The 4,164-nt window shown below is 59.3% G+C and carries 4 protein-coding genes; all 4 read left to right on the top strand.

Annotated elements, in window-relative coordinates:
* The first annotated feature begins 485 nt into the window (after positions 1-485).
* The 4 genes from WMO66_RS06340 (at position 486) to WMO66_RS06355 (ending at position 3,872) form a co-directional block, all read left to right on the top strand.
* Positions 486-1,160, top strand: a complete 675-nt coding sequence (locus tag WMO66_RS06340) for a hypothetical protein (RefSeq protein WP_349135550.1) — start codon at positions 486-488, stop codon at positions 1,158-1,160.
* A 127-nt stretch (positions 1,161-1,287) separates the two neighbouring features.
* Complete coding sequence (locus tag WMO66_RS06345; RefSeq protein WP_349135551.1) at positions 1,288-2,349, top strand: lipid II:glycine glycyltransferase FemX; 1,062 nt, start codon at positions 1,288-1,290, stop codon at positions 2,347-2,349.
* Positions 2,350-2,358: 9 nt separating this feature from the next.
* Positions 2,359-3,444 carry an alanine racemase gene (alr, locus tag WMO66_RS06350; protein WP_349135552.1) on the top strand — a complete coding sequence of 362 codons (1,086 nt, stop codon included), beginning with the start codon at positions 2,359-2,361 and terminating at the stop codon, positions 3,442-3,444.
* Between the two features lie 5 nt (positions 3,445-3,449).
* Positions 3,450-3,872, top strand: coding sequence for a hypothetical protein (locus WMO66_RS06355; protein WP_349135553.1), 423 nt, complete (start codon positions 3,450-3,452; stop codon positions 3,870-3,872).
* The last annotated feature ends 292 nt before the right edge of the window (positions 3,873-4,164 follow it).

Raw genomic sequence — 4,164 nt, forward strand, 5'->3', positions numbered from 1 at the left:
ATTCGCCGAGGCCTGCCTGTTGTCCAACTGGTTTCTGCGAGATTGCCACGTCGGCCTCCGGCCTCCTCGGAATGACAAACCTGTTTGTCTTACGCCGCCGAATTACTACTGCAATACCTGCGACTGCCCATGGCGGTCACTACCCGTAAAGGGTACGCCGCATCCGTAAGGCGGCAAAGCCGCCAACGGCTGCGCAGTGACCGCCGCTACAGACGTAATCGGTGCACGCTGTTTTAACGATGGCCTGTACGGACTGCAACTGCCTACCCGAGATTCCCACGTCGCTTCGCTCCTCGGAATGACAAGCCTGTTTGCCTCGCGCCACGGAATCACCACATACCTTCCTGCATATTCTGCATATTATTGAAATTAACTGGATATTTTCTGCAAAAATATTGACAAAAAAATAAAATGTGGTATTCTGGATTTACCGAGAGGCACATTGCCAAATAACCGGAAGGAACAGACGGAAAGGAGAAACGCGCATGAAAACCCGTAAATTTCTGATATTTGCAGCCCTGCTGCCGCTGCTGCTCCTGCTGGCCGGGTGCGGCGAAAAGCAGGCGTTCAACCCGGTCGTCTTTGTTGCAGAACGCTCAGCGGACAGCCTGACGAACGCGGCGGGGGAACGTCTGCAGGGCGATCCGGAGCTGGGCTTTGACAACGACGCCACGACTATGGAGTTTGGCGAATTATATGCCACACAATTATATATCACACATTTGGTTGCTTACGAGATTCCGCGCACGACGTCCCTGACGCTGCATTCGCAATATAACCCGGTCATAGAAAGTGCGTCCACGGAGTTCCTGCTGCACAGCGATGCCGTGGAATGCCAGCTGGACGCGACTTACGCCGAGGACGGCGAGCTGACGTTCGAGATCGACGCGGAGTCGTGCAGGCTGCGCGGGGACGACATGGAGTACAGCCTCCTATTCGATTACGGCTGCGAGGACAAGACGACGCTGACCATAAAGGCGGCCGGTTCGCAGGAGGTCACGGTCACATACCGGAACGGAAACGTCGTCATTCAGTCGGACACGGCGTTCACGCTCCGCCAGTTTGCTCCCGGCAGCGACGAAACGGAGCGGTTCTACGATTTCCCGGCGGGCCGCACGGTCATCACGTCCTCCACGGTTGAGGGCGTTACCTGGAAATAAGGAAAAAGACGCAGGCCTGGCGGCGCCCCCCGCCGGGCCTGCGTTTGTCATCGTCTTTTTGCTTGCATTGCCGGGCGGAGTGTGCTACACTGTAGCTGTATATCTATGGAATAACGGAGAATGTATCATGACCGAATTGATTCAGGAATCCACCCTCGCGGAATACGAGGCATTTGTGCAGAGCCACCCGAAGGGACATTTTGCGCAGAGCTCCCTCTGGGCCAAGCAGAAGCCCGCGTGGAAGTGGCGCGCCATCGTCTCGCGCGGCGCGGACGGCCGGATCCGGGGCAGCATCGCCTTCCTGATCCGCACCATGCCCTATATCCACAAAACGATGCTCTACGCCTGCCGCGGCCCCGTCTGCGATCTTGACGACCGCGAGACGTTCGGCGAGCTTGTCGCCGCCGCCCGCGAGCTGGCGAAGGAATATAAGGCCTATGTCATCAAGATCGACCCGGACGTCCCCGTGGAAAACGAGGATTTCCGCCGCATGCTCGAGGACTTCGGCTTCCGCACGCGCCACGGCGGCAAGAATTTCGAGGCGATTCAGCCGAAATTCGTCTTCCGCCTCTGGCTCAACGGCCGCACGGAGGACGAGCTCATGGCCTCGTTCCACCAGAAGTGGCGCTATAACATCCGCCTCGCCGTGAAAAAGGGCGTGGAGGTGCGCGTCTGCGGCAAGGAAATGGTGCCGGATTTCGCCCGCATCATGCTCACGACCGGCGTGCGCGACGGCTTCGTCACCCGTCCGCCGGAGTATTTTGCCAACATGCTCGACAACCTCGGCGAGCACGCGCGGCTGTATATGGCCTTCCACGAGGGCCAGCCCATCGCGGGTACGCTGGCCATCCATTACGGCGACAAGGTGTGGTATCTCTACGGCGCAAGCTCGAACGAGCACCGCAACCTCATGCCGAATTATCTGCTGCAGTGGAGCATGATCCAGTGGGCCGTTGAGACCGGCTGCAGCGTCTATGATTTCCGCGGCGTTTCCGGCGATATCTCGGAGGACAACCCCCTGTATGGCCTGTATAAGTTCAAAAAAGGCTTCGGCGGAGATTTCACGGAATTTGTCGGCGAGTACGACCTCGTGCTCAAGCGCACGGCGTGGCTTATCGCCGAAAAGGGCAGCGTGCTCTATAAGAATCTCAACGCGAAGCTCTATCTGCTGAAAAACCGTAAAAAGTGAGGTGCGCCCATGAAGGCCTATGTGGTGGAGAAGGAAGCCCTCTCCCATAATATCGAACTGCTGCAGAAAATGGCAAACGGCGTCCCCGTCTGGGCCGTGCTCAAGGGCAACGGCTACGGCATCGGCGTGCTGCCGCTGGCCCGCCATCTGGCGGAGGCCGGGATCGACCATTTCTGCGTGACCGAGGTGCGCGAGGCGGAGCTTCTGCGCGAAAACGGCTTTGAGGATGCTTCGATCCTGATGCTGCGCTCCACCGGCGACCCGGCGGAGCTGAACCGCCTGATGGACCTGCGGGTCATTCTGACCATCGGCTCGTGGGAGACGGCCTGCGCCATCAACGCCATTGCGGCTGAGCGCGCGGACGTCGTCGAGGCTCATCTGAAGATCGACACCGGCATGGGCCGCTACGGCTTCCTGCCGGAGGATATGGATCACATCCTTGGCGTCTACCGTGAACAGAAAAATATCGCGGTCAGCGGCGTTTATACGCACTTCAACTGCGCCTTCGGCAGCAAAAAGCTCACGCATCAGGAATTCGAGACCTTTCAGAAGACGGTCTCGGCCATCCGCGAGGCCGGCTTCGAGACCGGGACGGTGCACTGCTGCAACTCGTCTGCCTTCCTGCGCTTTCCGGAGATGCACTGCGATGGCGTACGGCTCGGCTCGGCCATTCTTGGCCGTGTGCCCTTCCACACAAAGCTGCGCCCCGTCGGCTATGCCGAGGCGCATGTGGAGGAGCTGCGCGTCCTGCCGAAGGGCCACCCGACAGGCTACGGCGCCATGTGGACTGCGCGTGAGGATACGCCGGTTGCCATTGTCCCCATCGGCTGGTACAACGGCTTCCGCGAGCGCTGCGACGGCGGCATCACACGCTTCCGCGACTGCCTGAGCCTCATTCTGCGCGGCCTGCGCGGGATCTTTTTCCGCGCCCTGCCGCTCGTGGAGGTCAACGGACATAAATGCCGTGTCGTCGGCCAGATCGGCATGCTGCATATCGCCGTGGACGTGCGCGGCATCGAGTGCAAGCCCGGCGACCGCGTCATCGTGCCGATCAACCCGCTTCATGTCAAGGGCATGAAGATCCAGTACCGGTGACGGCTATGCAGTGGGATCCGCAGGCGGTGCGCGCCGCGCTGGCCGCACCGGGGGAAAAGACCTCCCGCAGGCTGCTCTCGGAGCTTTGCGAGGACTTCCGGCGCGAGAAGCCCGAGGAGTGGAAACGAATCGAGGCGGCGAGCTATTCTGAGCAGGACTGTGCGGCGGCGCAGCGGGCCTATCGGCGGGCATCTGCCGTTTCGACGGCCCTGCTCGTGCTGGCGCTGGCGGTCGTGATCGCGGCCTTTGTGCTGGGCGATTTCGGAGCGGCCTTCCTGACGGGCTGGGGCAACCGCTATCTGCTGGCCGGGGCGGTGCTGGCCGCCATGGGACTGCTCGTGCTGGGCGGCCTCTTTGCCGGGAAGTACCGCGCGATCTTTCTGGCGACGGTCCTGCTGGAACGGGAAGAAAGGAAGACGGAAAATTGAAACCCATGCTCCTGTGTAGGCAAGAAGAACTGCACAGGAGCATGTCTCAAAACAAGATATGGTGCCGTGTAGCGCGTGAAAACGCCAGATATCGTATGCACAAAAAAGATTGAAATTAGTCGAAAAAAGTGCTTGACAAAAGGAGGTATGCATGGTATTATATCGGAGCTGTCTGCAAGAGACACAAACGCGAAAGCGGTTGAGGGTCAAGCAGTCGGCGGTGTACCTTGTAAATTAAACAACGAGAAACATGAACAAACACCTTGGACAATTTGATTAAAAAACAAGTTGT

This window comes from Faecousia intestinalis, from assembly GCF_040096185.1.
In the GTDB taxonomy this organism is placed as follows: domain Bacteria; phylum Bacillota; class Clostridia; order Oscillospirales; family Oscillospiraceae; genus JAZOXB01.